We start from the raw sequence: 15285 nt of genomic DNA on the forward strand, positions 1-15285 counted from the left end.
CAGCGCTCCGAGCTGGTCAAGCACCACCTGTGGGTGCTGTGGACCGACTACTTCAAGGCCCCGCACTTCGAGAAGTACCCGAACCTGCACCAGCTCTTCAACGAGGCCACCAAGCTCGCCGGCGCGACCGGCGCCAAGGGCTCGGTCGACCCCGCCGTCGCCGAGCAGCTGCTCGGCAAGATCGAGGAGATCTCCAAGATCTTCTGGGAGACCAAGCAGGCCTGAGGCCGTCGCCGTCACGGCCGGTACGTCCGCGGCGACGTACTGGCCGCGACCGGCTAAAGTCTCCCCCAACGGGAGGAGTGACTCGGGTGACTCAGCTGACGGAGATGGAGCCGGACGTCGGAGACGACGTCGTCCTGCTGACTGTTCCCGCCGACGGGGGTTACCTCGGTGTCCTCCGGACGGCTACCGCGGGTCTTGCCGCCCGCCTGCATTTCGCCCTCGACGAGATCGAGGATCTGCGCATCGCCGTCGACGAGGCGTGCGCCATGCTGCTGGCGATCGCCACCCGCGACGCCGAGCTGGAGTGCCGGTTCACCGTCACCGAGGACGCGCTGACCGTCGAGGTCACCGTCTCCACGGTGCGTGGTGCCCGGCTGCCGTCCGAGTCGTCCTTCGCGTGGAAGGTGCTGACCGCACTGACCACCTCGGCCGAGGCCGAGAGCAGTGGCCGGCACGCGACGATCCGCCTGTTGACCCAGCGCACCGAGTTCTAGGCACAGCCTTCTAGCGCACCGTCTCGGCGATGTAATCGAGGTGGCGGCCCGCTGCCCGGCTCGCGCCCTCGGCCTCGCCGTTGGTCAGGCAGTCCAGCAGCATCCGGTGGTCGGCGTCGATCCGGTTCCAGTAATCACCGGGCAGACCGCCGGTCAGCTCCTCGCCGTACGACGCCTCGTACAACGGGCGTCCGACCAGCTCGAACAGCGGATTGCCGGTGGCTTTGGCGACGGCGCGGTGGAATGCCGCGTGGGCCGCCATCATGGTGTCGAACTCGTCGATCGCCGGGTCGAAGAGCGCCCCGCGCAACTCGATCAGGTGATCCTCGGTGCGCCGGAGCGCGGCGAGCCCGGCGGCCGGCACCTCGAGTGCCCGGCGCAACTCCAACAGGTCGGCGAAGCCTGTCACCGCCGAGTGGCTGAGCAGGGCGAACCCGGTGGAGAGCGCATCGGCCAGGTGTTCGGCGTCGGGGTGCGCGACGAAACTGCCCCCGGTCACACCCCGGGTGGTGACGATCAGATGCTGACTGGCCAGGAGCCGCAACGCCTCCCGCACCGTGCTCCGGCTGACGCCGATCTTGACGCACAGCTCGGGTTCCGGCGGCAGCCGTTCACCGGGCTGCAGTCGTCCGGACGTGATGTCTGCCCGCAACTCGTCGGCGAGCTGCTGATATGCGGGCGGGCGCACCGTTGAGCCGGTCACCCGTCCAGGTTAGGCCCTGATCGGCTCGGTGAGACCCGCTAATCGACTCCCAACGCTCGACTGCTCGGCGGGACCAGGATCAGCACCGCTGCCAGGGCGCCCAGCACCAGCGCCGCCAGGCCGACCGCGAGCATCTCGATCTGGATCAGGAAACCGCCGGTGGCCAGCAGGAACAGCTGCACCACCACGGCCGGTCCGCGGGCCCGCACCGAGCGTCGGCCGAGTGCGCGGGCGACGAGGAAGACCGCGACCGCGGCCAGCGCGGCCATCACCGTGAGCGAGGCGGCCACCGCAAGGTGCAGGTCGTCGGTCGTCAGATCGAGGACCACGAGGTACGCGGTGAGCGCGCCGAGCCCGAAGGACTGCAGGTAGAGGAGGCGGACTCCCCAGTCCAGGGTGTTCACACGGTCCGTCACGTCTTTCTCACCGGTCACCGATGCACCATACCGGCCCCCGAGCGCCGTTCCGGCAGGTACAGTGCCGCCCATGCGAGCGTTGCTGGTTGTCAACCCGCGGGCCACGACGACCAGTGAGCGCAGCCGGGACGTGCTGGTCCGCGCGCTGCGCAGTGCCGTCGACCTGACTGTCCGCTACACCGAGCGCCGGGGGCACGCAACCCAGCTGGCCCGCGAGGCCGCGGAGAGTGGTGTCGACGTGCTCGTCACCCTGGGCGGTGACGGCACCGTCAACGAGGCGGTGAACGGACTGCTCACCGCCCCGCCTCCGCTGACCGGCGAGGTCGGTCCGCCGGCTTTCCGGCTGCCCGCGCTGGCGGTGGTGCCGGGTGGCTCGACGAACGTCTTCGCCCGGGCCCTGGGCATGCCGAGCGACTGGGTGGACGGCACGAGTGTGATCCTCGACGGGTTGCGCGACGGGCGGCACCGTGTCATCGGTCTGGGCCGGGCCGACGACCGGTACTTCACCTTCACCGCCGGCCTGGGCCTGGACGCGGCGGTGATCCGCGGGGTGGAACAGTCCCGGCTGACCGGCCGCACCTCCACCCCGGCGCTGTACATGCGTTCGCTGGCCGGGCAGTTCCTCACCCGTGCCGAGCGCCGGGATCCGCCGCTGACGCTGGAACGCCCGGGTGAACCGTCGATCTCCGGGCTCGGCATGGTGATCGTGCAGAACACCGCGCCGTGGACCTACGTCGGCGACAAACCGCTCCACCTCAACACCAGCGCCTCGTTCGATCTCGGGCTCGACGTCTTCGCCCAGCGCCGCCTCACCGTCACCAGCACGACCAGGACGGTGACACAACTCGCGTGGCGGTCCGGTGATCCACGAGGTAAACATTTGTTACGGCTACATGACATCACCGAGTTCACGGTGGTGGCGGCCCGCCCACAGCCCTTCCAGCTCGACGGCGACTATCTGGGAGAGCGGCAGAAGATGCACTTCGTGTCCGTTCCCTCAGCGCTGCGTGTGATCTGCTGACTTCGGGGTACGTCTTTGGAGTCGTGCTCACGATCCGTTACAGAAACACGCTCAAAAGGTCGGCGAAGTGGGCGGGACCGTACTACATTGATGGGAGCGTTCGCCAACCGGCTCCGGCAGGAACGGCTGAACCGGACATATGGGTACGTGAGCCAGCTCACCCACCGGGAGAAACTTCCGGCGCTACCCTTGACATCGCGCAAGTTCGTGAAAGCATTCACAAGCGAAAAGAAGTAACCGGTTGCTGCTAGTACGCGTTCCATATCAGGAGACGCGGAACAGCCACCAAACACAAAAGCTTGCACACGCAGTGGTGACCTTGCGGGCACAACCCGTGGATCACGACAGCGTATGCATATAGGTAAACAGCACTGTTTTCATTACCCCATCCGAAACAAGGAGTTTGCCGCCATGGACTGGCGTCACGATGCGATCTGCCGCGACGAGGACCCTGAGCTGTTCTTCCCGATCGGGACGTCCGGCCCGGCGCTCCTGCAGGTCGAGCAGGCCAAGGCCGTGTGCCGGCGGTGCCCGGTGACCGAGGAATGCCTCTCGTGGGCACTCGAGTCCGGACAGGACGCCGGCGTATGGGGCGGGATGAGCGAGGACGAGCGGCGCGCGGTCAAGCGTCGCGGCGGCCTTCGAGTCAGCGCCCCCACCGCCTGAATCAATCCCCCACACAGCATTTACGCCCCGGGCCTCACGGCACCGGGGCGTCTTGCTGTTTCGGGTCACTCACCCTCGGTTCTCATTCCACTGTGCGCAAATGCGATCACCGTACGTTTCCCCGCATCCACGAAATGATCTCGAAATTCCGATCGCAGCGCTTTGCGTCAACATCTCGGCACACTCCGCATTGGACGATCACCGCTCGGCTTGAGCGTGGAGACCGCCGGCGAGGCCCGATCATCCCTCTTCGTCGCATAGCGCAGAGTGATCGTCGCACTGAGTGAGTAAACAAAAGGGGTAGAGGCCGGCAGCCGGGCACGGCGCTCCGCAAAGCGGGCGGCCGAGGGGGTTCAGATGCCCGCAGCGGACCCGAAAGCATGATCTTCGGCCTTGGAGATCAGGCCGACCGCCGCAAAGCCGCAGAAACGCGCTGGGACGCGCGAAGGCCGACCGCCTCCACACGTCCCAGGACGTTGTAACAATCCAGCGGGCCCTCAGGCCGCCGAAGCCGCCACATGGCCGAGCACCGAGTCCGCCCGGGCCGCGACCAACCGGACCAGTTCGGGCACCGCGCCGAGCGGTTCGGCCACCGCCACCGCCCCGGCCTCCCGGGCGGTACGCGCCGCGGTGTCGTACAACAGGCCCGGCGCGAGGAAGTAGGCCGCCATCGCGGGCCGCCGGGCGCCGGCCGCCCGCAGGGCCGTCACCGCCTCACCGGCGTTCGGGCCCTCCCCCGAGGCGTACGCGACAGCCGCCGGGATCCCGAGCCACCGGCCGAACGCGGCGGCGGCGTCGGCGACCGTCCGCCGGGCCGCGGCGTCCCGGGTGCCGGCCGACGCCAGCACCACGGCGTCCAACTCCGGTTCCGTCACGGCGAGCCGCCGCCACAACGCGGACAGCAGCAGCGGCGACACCGTCCCGGCGCCGGGCGCCGGGCCGAGTACCTCGGTGAGACCCACCCGGACCGGAAGCGGCCGGGCCGCCTCGACCACCGCGGGCAGATCCACCCGTCCGTGGTAGGCCGACGTCAGCAGCAGTGGCACCAGAGCCGCCCGGCTCCCCGCCGGCAGCGACGCCAGCACATCCAGCGGTCGCGGACCGGCGTGATCAAGGTAGGACGCCCGGACCGTCCAGTCCGGGCGGGCCCGGTGCACCGCCCGGGCGAGCGCCTCGGTGGCCACGGCCGCCCGCGGGTCCCGGCTGCCGTGCGCCACCAGGACCACCGCGGGCCGGCGAGCCGGGATCAGACGTGCAGACCGCATTCGGTCTTCTCGAACATCGCCCAGCGACCGGCACGCGGGTCCTCGCCGGCCTTGGTGCGGCGGGTGCACGGCCAGCAGCCGATCGACCCGTAGCCCTTCTTGAACAGCTCGTTGACCGGCACGTTCCAGCGGCTGATGTAACGGTCGACCTCGGCCTGGGTCCAGGCGGCGATCGGGTTGACCTTCACCTTGCCCTTCTTCGGGTCGAAGGCGACGACCGGCGTGTTGGCCCGGGTCGGCGACTCGTCACGGCGCAGACCGGTGGCCCACGCGTCGTAGTCGCTGAGCGCCCGCTCCAGCGGCTCGACCTTGCGCATGAAGCAGCACTCGTCCGGGCTGCGGTTGAAGAGCCGCGGGCCGTACTCGCCGTCCTGCTGCCCGACGGTCTGCCGGGGCCGGATCGACCGGACGTTGACGTTCATCGTGCGGATCACGGTGTCCCGGACCTTCAGGGTCTCCGGGAAGTGCAGGCCGGTGTCGAGGAAGACCACGTCCACGCCGGGAGCGGCCCGGGAGAAGAGGTGCGCGACGACGGCGTCGGCCATCGAACTGGTGACACAGAACCGCTCGCCGAAGGTCTCCGCCGCCCAGGCCGCGATCTCCTCGGCCGGCCGGCCCTCCAGCTTCCCGGCGGCCTCGGCCGCGAGGTCCTTCAGCTCTTCGGGGGTACGCCGGCCGTCCTCCACCGGTGCACCCAGGTTTATCAGTCCGAGACTCGAGGCGTTGAGGAGACTCATCGATTCACTCCCTCTTCCGCGCTCTCTCGGGCCGTCCCGATCCGCGCAGCCAGCAACCCGTTGAACTTCACCGTGAAAACGCGGGCGCAGGAGTGGCACTCCCAAGCCCCGTGCGAGGCCTCGTTGGGGAAGAGGTCCTCGTCTCCGCAGTAGGGGCAGTACATCGGGGTGGATCGGGCGTCGCTCATTTCAGGAGCCCCTCGTCCGCCCGGACGACCCAGTTCGCGAACGTCTCACCGGACGTCCGGTCGTCGAGGTAGTGGCGGGCGATGCGCTCCACGTACTCCGGAAGCTCCTCCGCCGTGGCTTTGAGGCCCCGGACCTTGCGCCCGAAACCGGCGGTCTCCCCCTTGGCCATGCCGAGCGCGCCACCGAGGTGGATCTGGAAACCCTCCACCTGCTCGCCGTGTGCGTTCATGACGAGCTGACCCTTGAGGCCGATGTCGGCGACCTGGGTCCGGGCACAGGCGTTCGGGCAGCCGTTGATGTGCACCGAGATGTCCGCGTCGAAGTCCGCCAGGCGCTCCTCGAGCCGGGCCACCAGCTCCTCGCCACGGGCCTTGGTCTCGACGATGGCGAGCTTGCAGTACTCGATGCCGGTGCAGGCCATCGTGCCGCGGCGCCACGCCGACGGGCGCGCCTCCAGGCCGATCCCGCGCAGGGCGGTGACCAGCGATTCCACGTTCTCGTCGGCGACATCGAGGACAAGCAGTTTCTGGTACGCCGTGAGCCGCACCCGCTCCGACCCGTGCGCCTCGGCGAGGTCCGCCAGACGGCTCAGCTGGGTGCCCGAGGACCGGCCCACGACCGGCGCGGCCCCGATGTAGTTCCGTCCGTCGTTCTGCTTGTGCACGCCGATGTGATCGATCGGCTTCTCCGGCAGTTCCGGCGCGGGGCCGTCGAGCAGGGTCCGGCCCAGGTATTCCTTCTCGAGGACCTCGCGGAACTTCGCGACACCCCAGTCGGCGACCAGGAACTTCAGGCGGGCGCGGTGGCGCAGCCGGCGGTACCCGTAGTCCCGGAAGATCCCGATGACGCCCTCCCAGACGTCCGGGATCTCCGCCAGCGGCACCCAGGCGCCGAGACGCTCGGCCAGACGCGGGTTGGTGGACAACCCGCCGCCGACCCACAGGTCGAAGCCGGGGCCGTGCTCCGGGTGGTTCACCCCGACGAACGAGATGTCGTTGGAGGTGTACGGCCCGTCGGCCAGCCAGGAGATCTGCGACTTGAACTTGCGGGGCAGGTTCGAGTACGCCGGGTCACCCACGTACCGCTTGACGATCTCGTCGATCGCCGGGGTGCCGTCGAGGACCTCGTCCGCGGAGATCCCGGCGACCGGGCTGCCGAGCACGACCCGGGGACAGTCACCGCACGCCTCGGTGGTCTGCAGACCGACCGCTTCGAGCCGCCGCCAGATCTCCGGCACGTCCTCGACCCGGATCCAGTGCAGCTGAATGTTCTGCCGGTCGGTGATGTCCGCGCTATCCCGCCCGAACTCGGTGGAGATCTCGGCGATGACCCGGAGCTGCGCGGTGCTCAGCGCCCCGCCGTCGACCCGGACCCGCAGCATGAAGAACTCGTCCTCGAGCTCGTGCGGCTCCAACACCGCCGTCCGCCCGCCGTCGATCCCCGCCTTGCGCTGGGTGTAGAGCCCCCACCAGCGGAAACGCCCACGAAGGTCGGCGGGGTCGATCGAGGCGAAACCGCCGTGCGCGTAGATGTTCTCGATCCGCGCCCGGACGTTGAGCGGGTTGTCGTCCTTCTTGCTGCGCTCGTTGGGGTTGAGCGGCTCACGGTGGCCGAGAGCCCACTGGCCCTCACCGCGCGCCTTACGGGGGCGGGCGGCCGGTCGTGCGGCGGCTGCGGCTGGGGTGTCACTGAGCGCCATGGCGGCGGTCCTCCGGGTTTTCGTGGGCGTGCGAAGCCGCTCACGGCCCTGGGAGGCTCGTGACATCTGTGTCAGGAGTGGGCCCGGCGGTCACGCACCCGAGAAATAGAGCATCGGGTGGTGTCAGGAAGCCGGACACATGGCGCTGCGGACACGGCCGTAATCAACGTGGCGGCGAGCCACGAAGCGGCGGTCCAGGGCAGCGGTCATAGGCCAAAGCCTCTCACGCCAGAGGAATCTGGGCCAGCACGGTCCAGATTTCGGGAGTGTGTCAGGTAACACAACGCCAACATCTTGTAACAGTTTGTTCCTAGACTCGCGCACCGCCCAGAACGCCACTACGCGACGCCGGCGAATGCTGTGCCGGCGTCGCGTAGTGATGAGATGCAGGTCAGAAATCCTCGAGGAGCGGGCGTGCCCGATATCCGAGGATCAGTTTCTCCAGAGCCCTGGGCAACGGGCCGTAGGTCGCCAGCGAATCCAGGACGTGGTAGAGCTCGCCGGTCTCATCGACCGCCAAGAGGAAGGGATAGCCGTACGAGAACTCTCCCACCGGGAACAGACTTCGTCCCAGCTCCGCACTCCACTCCCCCAACCGGTCGTCACCCACGCCCCGCATCGGATCGAGCTCGAACGCCTCTCGGGCCTTCTGCACCCCCGGACCGTCGATGTTCACGAACAATCCACCGAACTCGGCAAGGAATCGCGCCGCGGCGTCATGCATCGAGAAATCGTCGGCCAGCCCTGACCTCCACGGCTCCACATCGACGTGGCGGCCCGGCTTCCATCCCGCAGCACTGAGAATCTCAAGCACCTCGGCTGGAAAACGGTAGGGGTACTTCTGTCCCGGATGGGTCATTTACCCTTCACCTCCCGGACTGCCCATAACAATCCGAACCACCGTGTCAGGACGGCACAGCTGATGAAAGCGCCCCACGGGCGTAGGTGTGTTGGCTTGTGGGGGCGAGCGATCGTGTATGCCGCAACCCTGGAACCTCTCACATCGACCTTGTCGTTGAGCGCCTCGGTAAGGCACACCGGGAGGCCACAGGATCCATGCCCGTTGCTGCGATGCCGCTTCGGGATGAAGTTCAGGATCCGCTGGACCGACTTGTGCAGCACCGGCTTCTTGCCCTTGATGCTGGTCGACTTGTAGATCTTCGTGCCCCCCACCCGGCAGAGTCACCTCCAAAGCCTCGGCCATGCCGGGGCGTTTCGAGTTCGAGAGATTCTCGTGCTCCTCCGCAAGGGCCTTCGCGACCGCGTCGACCTCACAGAACCCTTCAGCACCCTCGATCCGGATGAAGCCACCACTGTTGTGGACGAGAAGATACCCACCGGGCGTGCCGACGTAGTAGGTGTGAATGTCGTCGACCGTCAGGTTGTAAACCGTGGCGATCGCGTCATAGGCGGCCACCGCCAATACGGTGGCGCGAGCACCGTCCGGAGTCAGAAGTTGCTGCCCCGGCTTGAGATGCTCAGCGGTCAACCAGGCCCGCTCGTTCTCCACCCAGAACGGGTGGCCGTCGGTGGCGGTCAAGTCGCCGTCGGACCTGTCGTCACCGTCGAGATCGACATCGATCTCGACCAGGTGTTTGACCCCGGAACCGCGAATCAGGGCAGTGACCGGGCGCGAGCCGGACTCACCGGTTACCGGGTCGGCTGCTGCCACCTGGTCGTCGAGCTCCACCTCCTCGATGGGTTTGATGTGCCGTCGGCCATCAACACCGGTGTTCCCGGAACAAAGCTGTTGCAGTCGCCACCGATTGCCGCCGGCCCAGGACCGTCCGCCTTCTTCGCAACGTCCTTCACCGCACCAGCACCACGTGCGGCCGTCTTCGCCTGGCGAACTCCGGGGATCATCCCGGCAACGCCCATCGCGCAGCCCATCGTGTCGCCACCCACACAGGACTTCGCCGTGTCGATCGCTCCGGCGACTGCCGCCACCGCTCCTGCGGCGGCCGCGACGACCTGGGCCGGCGGAGGAAGGACCGCAGCCACCATGGCCACAGCGCCGGCTACATCCGAGATGGTTCCGGCGTTGTCGACCACGGCCTTCGCGGCTGTTGCTGCGCCGCTCGCCACCGCGCTGCCGACCTTTTGCAGACCGTTCTTGATCGAGCCCCAGAACAGGCCGTCCGGGTCGCTGAAGGTGGTCGGGTTGTTGTTGGCGTACGCGTACGGGTGCATCCGTTGCGGGTCGTACTCGTCGATCTCAGGATCGACCGAGATGAACGAACCCATCCTCGGGTCGTAGAACCGCGCACCGAGCAGGGTCAGGCCCGTCGGGTCGGCGACGCCGCCGACGAAGCCCTTCTGTCCGGAAGGCCACTGCGGAGTCGCGATGCTGCTGCGGGCGTTGCCGTACGGGTCGTTGTACTTGACCGTCTCCACCCGAGCCGGTCGGGTAGTGACCGATGACCGAGAAGTTATTCACTCTCCGCTTATGCACTGACACACTCGGCCACAGGGATCACCACTGGGGGCCGCGATGCTCGCTCAGCCGTCCGACAACTCCCCGACCCGACCACTGTCCGGCTCGCGCCGTACCCGGCCGCGCGGGCCGCGCACCCTGTTCTGGACCGTCGCGCCGTTCCTGGTGCCGACCGTGGTCACCGCCGCGATCGCGCTGATCGGCGTCACCGGCCCGGCTCTCGCCCCCGCCGAGATCCCGGTGCCCGGCGGGCCCGCCGCCATCCTGGAACGGTTCCGCGACGACGACGCCGTCGACGCCCTGCACCACGTCTTCCTGCACTACTGGTCGCCGGTCGCCGGCGACTCACTGCTCCTGCTGCGCCTGCCCTCGGTGGTGGCGATGGCGATCGGCGCCGGTCTCGCCGGGGAACTCGGCCGGCGTCTGCTCGCGCCCGGCACCGGACTGCTCGCCGGCCTGCTGCTGGCCGTCCTGCCCACGGTCGGCCGCTACGCCCAGGAGGCGACGCCGTACGCGTTCGCGTTCCTGACCGCCACCGCCGCGACCCTCCAGCTCTACCGCACGCTGGACCGGCCCGGCGCCGGACGCTGGACCGGGTACGGACTACTGGTCTGCCTGACCGCGCTGCTGCACGTCGCGGCACTGCTCATGCTCGCGGGACACGCGTATACGATCTATTCACGGTGGCGGCTCAGCCGGGAGCAGGCGCTGTTCTGGTGGTTCCCGGTGACCGTGCTGTCACTCGTACCCCCGGCGCCCCTGATCTCTCTCGCGGCCCGGCAGCATGCCGATCAGCTCGGGTGGCACCCGCATCCGGTCTGGGATCTCGCCAGGGCGGCGCCGGAGGCGCTGACCGGCTCACTCGGCGGACTGATCGTCATCGGACTGGCGTTCGCCGCACGGTGGCCGGACCGGGCCCTGATCCGCGAGCTGGCGGCGCTGGCCCTGGTGCCGCCGCTCGCCCTGATCATCGCCTCGTTCCTGCTGGCCACCCCGGTGTGGCACCCGCGGCACGTGCTCCTCGCCCTGGTGCCGCTCACCCTCTGCGCGGCGGCCGCCCTACGTGGCCTGAGGCTGCGCGCCCTGCTGGTGCTCGCCGTGGTGGCCGCTCTCTAGCGTTTCTCCAACGGCACGACCAGCACGGCCTCGGTCCCGCCGCCGGCCCGGTTGCGCAGTTCGATGCTGCCGCGCAGTTCCCCGGTCGCCAGAGCGTGCACGATCTGCAGGCCGAGCCGGTTGCCGCCCTCGAACTTGAAGCCGTCCGGCAGTCCCTTCCCGGTGTCCGCAACCGTGACGTGCAGCTGTTTGCGGAACCGGTACGCCGAGACGACCACCTCACCGAACTGGTCCGGATCCGGTTCCACGACCGGGGCGTCGTCGTCCTCGTCGGCCGGGAACCCGTGCTCGACCGCGTTGATCAGCAGTTCGTTGAGCACCATCACCAGTGACGTGGCGATCTCGGCCGGGAGTATCCCGAAGGTGCCCTCGCGGCGCATCCGCACCGGGAAGCTGGTCGCGGCCACGTCGGTGGCGGCGGTGGCCACCCGGTCGACGATGCCGTCGAACTCGACGGCCTCCTCACTGGACATCGACAGTGTCTCGTGGACGAGGGCGATCGACGCGACCCGGCGCACCGATTCCTGCAGCGCCATCTTGGCCTCCGGGGCGGCCACCCGCCGGGCCTGCAGGCGCAGCAGGGCCGCCACCGTCTGCAGGTTGTTCTTCACCCGGTGGTGGATCTCCCGGATGGTGGCGTCCTTCGTCATCAGTGCGCGTTCCCGGCGGCGCACCTCGGTGACGTCGCGGACCAGCACCAGCGCGCCGATCGGCACCCCGGCCGGCAGCAGCGGCAGCGCCCGGGTGAGCACCATGGCGCCGCGGGCCTCCACCTCCATCCGGGCGGGGGACTCGCCGCGCAGCGACGCCAGGATGCGTTCCGCGGCGTCGTTGCCCTCCAGCGGGTCGGCGGAGAGCCGGCTGGCCAGTTTCGCCAGTTCCTCGCCGACGAGGTGGGAGTTGAAGCCGAGCCGCCGGTACGCCGACTGCGCGTTCGGGCTGGCGTAGGTGACCTTGCCGGACGCGTCCAGCCGGATCAGGCCGTCGCCGACCCGGGGTGCCGAGGTGGTCTCCCCCGGGTGCCGGGCCGGCGGGAACGTCCCGTCGGACACCATCTGGGCCAGGTCGTCGGCGGTGGTGAGGTAGTTCAGTTCGAGCTGGCTCGGGGTGCGCGCGGTGCTCAGGTTGGTGTCGCGGCCGATCACCGCGATCACCTCGCTGTACCCCTCCTCGACGTCGGTGGCGTCGCGGCGGCGTACCGGGATCGCCTCGTGGCGGGCGGGGGTGTCGCCGTACCAGACCGGGTCGCCCTCGCGCCAGATGCGCTCCTGGGTGATGGCCACGTCGAGGTGCGCCACCTCCGGCCCGCCCACGATCTTGCCGACCTGGTCGTCCTGGTACGCCGTGGGCGCGGTCACCGGCCGGACCTGGGCGACGCAGAGGAACTCCCGTGGCTTCCTCGGCTCTCCCTTGATCGGGACCCAGAGCAGCAGGTCAGCGAAGGAGAGGTCGGACAGCAACTGCCAGTCTCCGGCGAGCCGGTGCAGGTGGTCGATGTCGACCGGGCTCAGGCTGGTGTGTTCTTGGACGAGGTCGCGCAGGGTGGACACGGCCCAAGCCTGCCACGGACTTGTTTCCCTAGAGGGTCGCGGTGACCTTCTTGAGTCCGCGGGGGCTGTCCGGGTCCTCCCCGCGGGCCAGGGACAGGGCCAGGGCGAGCTGCTGCAGCGGCAGGATGTCGAGCAGCGGGCTGTGCCGCTCGTCGACCGCGGGGACAGCGAGCCGGGCCGAGGCGCCCGGGACGTCGGTGGCGCCGATCGTGACCACGTCGGCGCGGCGTTCGCCGAGCCGGGCGACCACGTCGCGCATCGACTGCCCGCCGGGGCCCTCACCGACGACCGCGAGGACCGGCACGTCCGGGTCGGCCATCGCCAGCGGGCCGTGCTGCAGGTCGGCGCCGGAGAACGCCAGCGAGGGCACGTAGGAGGTCTCCATCAGCTTGAGCGCGGTCTCCCGGGCGGTCGGGTAGGCGTAGCCGCGGCCGGTGGTGACGATGCTGGAGGCGAACCGGTAGCGCTGGGCCAGTTCGGCGGCGGCCGGGTCGGCCAGGGTCTGCTCGGCGAGCTCGGGCAGTCGTGCCAGGGCGGCGCGTTCGTCGGCGGGCAGTGCGCCGTCGCCGGCCCGGATGCCCTCGACCAGCATGAGCAGGGCGAGCAGTTCCGCGGTGTACGTCTTGGTGGCTGCGACCGCCCGTTCGTGACCGGACGCCACGTCGATGGAGAGCTCGGCGGCCTCGGCGAGCGGCGAGCCGGGGTTGTTGGTGACCGCCAGGGTCAGCGCGCCGGTCTCCCGGGCCACCGCCATCACCCCGGTCAGGTCGGGGGAGCCGCCGCTCTGGCTGACGCCGACGACCAGGGTCCCGGTGAGGTCGGGGCGGGCGCCGTACAGCGTGATCGCGCTCGGCGAGGAGCTGGCGACCGGCAGGCCGAGCCGGATCTCGGTGAGGTATGCCCCGTAGAGCGCCGCGTGGTCGGAGGTGCCGCGGCCGACGAAGAGCACGTGGCGCGGCTTGCGGCGGGCCACCTCGGCGGCCACCTCAGCGATCGCGGCGGACGGCCCGTCCTCGAGCAGGCGTGCGAATCCGGCTGGTTGTTCCGCGATGTCCGTTGCCATCCCGTGGCCTCGCTCCGACATGTCTTCCTCCCCTGATGTCCAGATTTTCGCGCATCCGATGCGCAGTCTTGCAAGATTGAGCTTACTAGGTCAAGGTTTCGAGCAGAAGTGCGCAAGACTGAGGACTGACATATGTTGTGCGGTTCCCCTAGGGTCTTCTCTCGTGGATTCCCACCCCTCGGTTCGCCGTGACCTCGCGCTCGCCCGCGCCGCTCTCGACAGCGGCTCACCAGCCGAAGCAGCCGGTCCCCTCGCCGCGGCGCTGGCCATCGCACCCACCCTGCCCGAGATCCACGAGCTGCTCAGCCGGTTGGCGGCACGCTCCGGCGGCGGGCTGGACCTCTTCCCCGCCGCGCCACACGCCCCGGTCGGCCACGTCGCCGCCCGCGCCCACCTGCTCGCCGCCGCCGGCCGCCCCGAAGAGGCGCTGCCCCTGCTCGCCGCGGCCAGCGGCCACGCACCGGCCACCGACTGGGCCGGGCTGCCCTGGGTCGCCGACCCGGCCCTCGGCCTGCGCATCGAACCCGACGTGCTGGCCCGCACGGTGATGCGCCTGTGCACCGCGATCGGCGACCCGGCACCCGCCGACGCCGTCCCCGCGCTACAGCCCTACCTCGCCGTGGTCCGGCACGCCGTCGCCGCGCACGGCGAACACGGCATGCTCCTCGGCGCCGGATCCGCCCTGGCCCGCCGCCTCGGCGAAGTACACCTGGCCGTCGACTGGGCCGGCCGCGGCGCCCGGGCCCAGCCGTCCAAACTCGGCGAGATCTGGCTGGGGTACGCGTTCCGCAGCGCCGGCCGCACCCCCGAAGCACTGGCCGCCCTGCGCCGGGCCGTCGCCTACGACCCCGACGACCTCTCGGTGTACGCGGACGTCGCCGCCACCCTCGCCGACCTGGACCGTCTCGACGAGGCCCTGCGCTGGACCGAACTCGCCCTGGAACGCGACCCGGCCTTCGACTGCGTCGTGCACACCGCGCACCGGCTGCGGTTCCGTGCCGACGGGGACATCAAACACCTGGTGTCGCTCGCCGACTTCGTCCGCGACCACCCCGACGACGCCCACGAGCACACCGACCTGGAGGAGTGCTGCCGCAACACCGCGTGGCTGGGTGGCATGCCGGCCGGCGCCCCGCTGCCCGCCGGCCGCGGACCGGCCGGCGCCGAACCGTCGGCGGACGCCCTCAACCGGCTGCTGCGCGTCGCCACCACCGACTGGGCGCACCCGCCGGCGGCGTACGACCGGGCACTCGGCCTGGTCCTGGTCCAACCCGGGGAACTACTGGGCATGCTCGGCCACCCGGTGGTGACCGGCTCCGGCGAGCCCGGCAGCCTGGAGATCTGGGCCTGCCTGGGACTGCTGCACCACGGCTCCGAACAGCCGTGGCTCGACTCCGACCGCCGGCGGCTGCTGCTCGGCCTGCTCGACGGCGACCCCGACCGGGTGAGCCAGGCCGCACTGTTCGCGCTGGTCACCTACGCCTGGGTCGACCCGGAGGCACGCGCCGACGTGGCCGCCGTGGTCGCCGGGCGGCTCACCGAGACGGCATCCGGGCCGGCCGCCCGCGCGGTCGCCGAGATCGCCCTCGCCGCACCGGGCCTGGACCGTCCGGCACGGGAACTCGCCGCGGCCACCATCCGGGTGCCGGAGGTTCCGCGCCAGCGGCAGAAGGGCCGATCCCTGCTGCGCTGGCGCCGCGACTGACC

The 15285-nt window shown here is 70.0% G+C and carries 17 protein-coding genes; 6 read left to right on the forward strand and 11 right to left on the reverse strand.

Features of this window, described 5'->3' with window-relative positions:
- Both WH85_RS36020 and WH85_RS36025 read left to right on the forward strand, forming a co-directional pair.
- A partial coding sequence (locus WH85_RS36020) for a superoxide dismutase [Ni] (protein WP_045746597.1) occupies nt 1-225 on the forward strand: 225 nt, incomplete at its 5' end.
- 104 nt (nt 226-329) lie between these two features.
- Nucleotides 330-719 carry an ATP-binding protein gene (locus WH85_RS36025; RefSeq protein WP_045746635.1) on the forward strand — a complete coding sequence of 130 codons (390 nt, stop codon included), beginning with the start codon at nt 330-332 and terminating at the stop codon, nt 717-719.
- 10 nt (nt 720-729) lie between these two features.
- Here WH85_RS36025 and WH85_RS36030 read toward each other — a convergent pair whose 3' ends face one another.
- Together WH85_RS36030 and WH85_RS36035 are read right to left on the reverse strand one after the other, a co-directional pair.
- Nucleotides 730-1422 carry a FadR/GntR family transcriptional regulator gene (locus WH85_RS36030; protein ID WP_045746598.1) on the reverse strand — a complete coding sequence of 231 codons (693 nt, stop codon included), beginning with the start codon at nt 1420-1422 and terminating at the stop codon, nt 730-732.
- Nucleotides 1423-1460: 38 nt separating this feature from the next.
- Nucleotides 1461-1856 carry a hypothetical protein gene (locus WH85_RS36035; RefSeq protein WP_245674233.1) on the reverse strand — a complete coding sequence of 132 codons (396 nt, stop codon included), beginning with the start codon at nt 1854-1856 and terminating at the stop codon, nt 1461-1463.
- Between the two features lie 52 nt (nt 1857-1908).
- Here WH85_RS36035 and WH85_RS36040 point away from each other — a divergent pair, with 52 nt between their 5' ends.
- Together WH85_RS36040 and WH85_RS36045 are read left to right on the forward strand one after the other, a co-directional pair.
- Nucleotides 1909-2859, forward strand: a complete 951-nt coding sequence (locus tag WH85_RS36040) for a diacylglycerol/lipid kinase family protein (protein ID WP_045746599.1) — start codon at nt 1909-1911, stop codon at nt 2857-2859.
- 411 nt (nt 2860-3270) lie between these two features.
- Nucleotides 3271-3525, forward strand: coding sequence for a WhiB family transcriptional regulator (locus WH85_RS36045; RefSeq protein ID WP_014694499.1), 255 nt, complete (start codon nt 3271-3273; stop codon nt 3523-3525).
- A 497-nt stretch (nt 3526-4022) separates the two neighbouring features.
- Here the strand turns inward: WH85_RS36045 and WH85_RS36050 are convergent, their stop codons facing one another.
- From WH85_RS36050 to WH85_RS36075, 7 genes are all read right to left on the reverse strand, one after another.
- Nucleotides 4023-4790 carry a sirohydrochlorin chelatase gene (locus tag WH85_RS36050; protein ID WP_045746600.1) on the reverse strand — a complete coding sequence of 256 codons (768 nt, stop codon included), beginning with the start codon at nt 4788-4790 and terminating at the stop codon, nt 4023-4025.
- The gene (locus WH85_RS36055) at nt 4772-5527 is read right to left on the reverse strand and encodes a phosphoadenylyl-sulfate reductase (protein WP_045746601.1); all 756 of its coding nucleotides are present in this window, start codon (nt 5525-5527) and stop codon (nt 4772-4774) included. Before WH85_RS36055 ends, WH85_RS36050 begins: the two co-directional genes overlap by 19 nt.
- Entirely contained in the window at nt 5524-5715 is a 192-nt protein-coding gene (locus tag WH85_RS36060; protein ID WP_045746602.1) for a hypothetical protein, read from the reverse strand. The genes WH85_RS36055 and WH85_RS36060 overlap by 4 nt, the downstream gene beginning before the upstream one ends.
- On the reverse strand, nt 5712-7415 hold the full coding sequence (locus WH85_RS36065) for a nitrite/sulfite reductase (RefSeq protein ID WP_045746603.1): 1704 nt from the start codon (nt 7413-7415) through the stop codon (nt 5712-5714). Before WH85_RS36065 ends, WH85_RS36060 begins: the two co-directional genes overlap by 4 nt.
- 391 nt (nt 7416-7806) lie before the next feature.
- Nucleotides 7807-8274: an SUKH-3 domain-containing protein gene (locus WH85_RS36070; protein ID WP_045746604.1), complete on the reverse strand. Its 468-nt coding sequence runs from the start codon at nt 8272-8274 to the stop codon at nt 7807-7809.
- Nucleotides 8275-9105: a polymorphic toxin-type HINT domain-containing protein gene (locus WH85_RS49310; protein ID WP_169792530.1), complete on the reverse strand. Its 831-nt coding sequence runs from the start codon at nt 9103-9105 to the stop codon at nt 8275-8277. It lies immediately after the preceding gene.
- Complete coding sequence (locus WH85_RS36075; RefSeq protein ID WP_045746605.1) at nt 9066-9809, reverse strand: RHS repeat-associated core domain-containing protein; 744 nt, start codon at nt 9807-9809, stop codon at nt 9066-9068. Before WH85_RS36075 ends, WH85_RS49310 begins: the two co-directional genes overlap by 40 nt.
- A gap of 97 nt (nt 9810-9906) precedes the next feature.
- On the opposite strand from WH85_RS36075, the gene WH85_RS36080 reads away from it, so the two are divergent.
- Nucleotides 9907-10965, forward strand: coding sequence for a glycosyltransferase family 39 protein (locus WH85_RS36080; RefSeq protein ID WP_045746606.1), 1059 nt, complete (start codon nt 9907-9909; stop codon nt 10963-10965).
- Here WH85_RS36080 and WH85_RS36085 read toward each other — a convergent pair.
- Both WH85_RS36085 and WH85_RS36090 read right to left on the reverse strand, forming a co-directional pair.
- Nucleotides 10962-12515, reverse strand: coding sequence for a sensor histidine kinase (locus WH85_RS36085; protein ID WP_045746607.1), 1554 nt, complete (start codon nt 12513-12515; stop codon nt 10962-10964). The two genes, WH85_RS36080 and WH85_RS36085, sit on opposite strands and share 4 nt — an antisense overlap.
- 28 nt (nt 12516-12543) lie before the next feature.
- A complete protein-coding gene (locus WH85_RS36090; protein WP_045746608.1) occupies nt 12544-13578 on the reverse strand; it encodes an SIS domain-containing protein in 1035 nt (344 codons plus the stop codon).
- A 163-nt stretch (nt 13579-13741) separates the two neighbouring features.
- On the opposite strand from WH85_RS36090, the gene WH85_RS36095 reads away from it, so the two are divergent.
- A complete protein-coding gene (locus tag WH85_RS36095) occupies nt 13742-15283 on the forward strand; it encodes a tetratricopeptide repeat protein (RefSeq protein ID WP_045746609.1) in 1542 nt (513 codons plus the stop codon).
- The last annotated feature ends 2 nt before the right edge of the window (nt 15284-15285 follow it).

Origin of the sequence: Actinoplanes rectilineatus, from assembly GCF_000962825.1 — a bacterium.
GTDB classification, from domain to species: Bacteria; Actinomycetota; Actinomycetes; order Mycobacteriales; family Micromonosporaceae; genus Actinoplanes; species Actinoplanes rectilineatus.